The organism is Aquiflexum sp., from assembly GCF_977115555.1.
In genome coordinates, this window is the sequence record NZ_CDSBKL010000421.1 from 1 (window position 1) to 3,421 (window position 3,421).

Consider the following 3,421-nt stretch of genomic DNA (forward strand, 5'->3'; position numbering starts at 1 on the left):
CATTTCTATGGCCCTAAAATCTTTGATGATTTCTTTGTTATCAAGGAATTCGGAAATTTCAGTTGTAGTCCACTCTCTGAAAGGTTTGTCATTGAGGTGCTCCATATAAGTTTTCCAAAGACCAAGGAGTTCATCAGCTTGGGCCATGTCCGGAGAAGTTGCAAAAGCTGTTTCAGCTGCATTCCACCTTTTGACAAAGCGCTTGTATTTTTGTTTTTCCCTCCAATTTTCCCACTGTTTTTTGATCTTTTTGCCAAAAATCACCAAAACAACAATTGCCAAAACTACAATAACTCCCAAGACAATCATCAAAACCACAATGTTGAATTCTGTCGGAATTGGCTGATATACGTTATTGTCCTTAAATCCTAACTCTTCAGGAAGAGGGTCTATGGTCAGTTTCAATGCCAACCCTGCTTCCAAAGGCTTGTGTTTCAAACTGTCAAACCTGAATACTTCGTAAACAGGCAGGGAGAGTGTGGCCACGGGATCAAGTGAAAAATTGCTCACATAATAAACAACCGAATCTATAGTGACATCCTCTTGGGTGGAAGAGATAAAGGATTTTTTCTCCAAAAGGACAAAAGGAGAGAAATTATGTGTCGAATCCGGAAATACGATATTGACGCCGGGTTTTGATTTTGCTTTGAGAACATAGGCGACTCTTTCACCAAGCTTGGCCGAATCCTGCATAAAATACCCCTCCACCTCAAGGTCCTGAGATTGGCCCTCCATGGGGATCAGCAAGCAACTGATCATACAAAAGAAGAATAATACTTTACCCACGTTTCATTGTCCGGTTACGGTTTTTGAATAATTCTATCAACGGAATGACAATGTCTTCCTTGGTGCTGATTCCCAAATAATTGATCTGGTTTTTCTTGCAAATGGTTTTTAGATGCTCCCTTTCGGATGTGAATGTGTCTGAGATTTTTTTGGAGAAGCTACCAAAGGCGGTGTTTACCCAAGTCGTTCTCCCTTCTTCTTTGTCATAGACAGGAATGATGCCAAGGGCAGGCAATGCTGCTTCCCTTGGGTCGGTCACCTGAATCGCCACTAGATCGTGTTTTTGGGCCAAAGCTTTGAATGGTCTCTCATATCCTTCATCGATGAAATCAGAGATCACGATGACAATGCTTCTCTTCTTAATAAGGTTCAGCGCAAACATGAACATTTCTTTCAGATTCGTTTTTTGGGAAATGTTTTTATGGCCAAATATACCTTGAATGATTTTCACACTCTGCTTCGGGCCTTTTCCAGGAAGAATAATTTTTTCTTTTTGGTCTGAAAAAGAAATCAATCCCACCTGACTTCCTTCAAATACGGCGGCCAAAGTCAAAACGCCGGCGATCTCCTTTCCGATATCAATTTTCTTTTTCCCTTCCTGACCGATATCCTGTGACCCGCTGATATCAATTAGAAAATAAACAGATTGGTCTTTGTCTTCCCTAAAAGTTTTGACAAAAGTACCATGGCCCTTGGCGGAGACTTTCCATTCAATCGTACGGACATCATCGCCATATTGGTAAGGCCTAAGGTCATCAAATTCCAAACCCGCCCCTTTGAAGATGGATTGATAGTCACCCTGAAGCTGGCTGTTTACCACCTTCCGGATTATAATCTCGTACCTTCTGAGTTTTTTGAGCAGTTCGTTCATGGCTGATTTTTCAAAGGCCTAAATTAAGGTTGATAATTGAATTAAAAAACGATATGTGATCATCGGATGTAAGGTAAACCAATCAATTTTCTTGTTCATTGTCGGAATTGATTAATTTTGGACTGTGAAAAATAAAATCTTTCTTATCCTTCTGCTTTTTGCAGGTTTTTCCTGCAACAGGCAAAAAATCCCCGAAGGCATCCTTTCCGAAGATAAAATGGTGGAAGTCCTTATTGACATCCATTTGGCGGAAGGTTTGGTTTCATCATTTCCTATTCATTATGATTCCTCAAGGGTATTATACCCTTATTTTGAAAATGAGGTTTTTTTGAAACATGATGTAGCTGATACTGTTTTCAAAAAGAGTTTGGAATACTACATGTTGAACATAGAGACTATGGATAGGATTTATGCCAGGACGATTGATTCTCTTCATGTGGTAGAAAAAGCAAGAAACCCTAATCCCAATCCATGATTTACCCTAAAAACCTCGAAGAGAAAATCAATTTTACCAAAATACGGGAATTGTTAAAGGAGGCTTGTACCGGTCCGCTTGGGATGGATTTTGTGGATAAAATGGGTTTTTCGAAGGATCCCAATCTTGTGGGAAAGCTTTTGGACCAAACAGCCGAATTCAAAGCCATCTTAGAATCAGGAGAATTATTCCCTTCTTCTAATTTCACAAATATTTATCCTTATCTGGAGAAAGCAAAAATCGAAGGGAATTTTCTATATGAGGATGAATTTCATGAAATGAGACTCTCGCTTTTTACCCTCAGCAGGTGTATTGAATTTTTTAAAGACCATGAAGAGGCTTACCCTAATTTGTTCAATTTGCTTGGATTGGTGGCTTTGGACAATACTGTCCTCAAGGCCATTGAGAGGATAATCGACGAAAAAGGGAAAATCCGAAACAATGCCTCTCAGGAACTTTCTCTGATCCGGTCACAGATTTTGTATGAAGAGAACAGGTTGAGAAAGGTGTTGGACCGCATATTCAGGGATGCCAAAGCAAAAGGTTTAACACCTGAGGATGCTTCTGTGACGATCAGGGGCGGTAGGATGGTGATTCCGGTTTTGGCTGAAAGCAAGAGAAAAATCAAAGGCTTTATCCACGATGAATCTGCCACCGGTCAGACTATCTATCTTGAACCTGCGGAGGTTTTGGACATCAACAATGAGCTGAAGGACTTGGAATACATGGAAAAAAGGGAAATCCAAAAGATTCTCACCAAACTCACAGATGCGGTGAGACCAAATATTCCTGAACTGAGAAGGGCTTATCATTTCCTTGGGATGGTGGACTTTATCCGAGCCAAAGCCAAATTTGCGATCAAGACCAACTCTTCCCGCCCAATCCTAAAAAAAGAAAGACAGCTCGATTGGAGCAATGCAAGACATCCGTTATTGGAGTTTGCACTGAAACAGCAGCATAAAAAAATCATTCCTTTAAATATCTCTCTAGATCATAATAGAAGACTCTTGGTGATCTCGGGACCCAATGCAGGCGGTAAATCCGTCACTTTGAAAACCGTAGCCATAGTACAATACATGCTGCAATGTGGGCTTTTGGTTCCTATGGACAGTCATTCTACCTGTTCTTTATTTGATAATTTTTTTATTGATATCGGTGATGAGCAGAATATCGAAAATGACCTGAGTACATATAGTTCGCATTTGATGAGTATGAAATACTTCACTGAGTTTGCTGACAAAAAAACGATACTTTTCATCGATGAATTCGGTACAGGCACGGAACCTCAA

The 3,421-nt window shown here is 40.2% G+C and carries 4 protein-coding genes; 2 read left to right on the forward strand and 2 right to left on the reverse strand.

Translation table 11 applies throughout. The features are described 5' to 3' along the window. Both ACZFYI_RS17685 and ACZFYI_RS17690 read right to left on the reverse strand, forming a co-directional pair. The coding region (locus tag ACZFYI_RS17685) for a hypothetical protein (protein WP_462525449.1) at nt 1-759 on the reverse strand (759 nt) is incomplete at its 3' end. Between the two features lie 19 nt (nt 760-778). Beyond that, nucleotides 779-1,657: a DUF58 domain-containing protein gene (locus tag ACZFYI_RS17690; RefSeq protein WP_462525450.1), complete on the reverse strand. Its 879-nt coding sequence runs from the start codon at nt 1,655-1,657 to the stop codon at nt 779-781. A gap of 124 nt (nt 1,658-1,781) precedes the next feature. Between ACZFYI_RS17690 and ACZFYI_RS17695 the strand changes: the two genes are divergently transcribed. Beyond that, nucleotides 1,782-2,132 (forward strand): DUF4296 domain-containing protein, encoded by a 351-nt coding sequence (locus ACZFYI_RS17695; protein ID WP_462525451.1) that lies wholly within the window; start codon nt 1,782-1,784, stop codon nt 2,130-2,132. Beyond that, nucleotides 2,129-3,421: endonuclease MutS2 (locus ACZFYI_RS17700; RefSeq protein WP_462525452.1), on the forward strand; the 1,293-nt coding region annotated here is incomplete at its 3' end. The genes ACZFYI_RS17695 and ACZFYI_RS17700, both read left to right, overlap by 4 nt.

Excerpts from the sequence above, each read along its gene's own strand:
- ACZFYI_RS17690 (WP_462525450.1), bottom strand. The coding sequence starts at position 1,657 with ATGAACGAACTGCTCAAAAAACTCAGAAGGTACGAGATTATAATCCGG.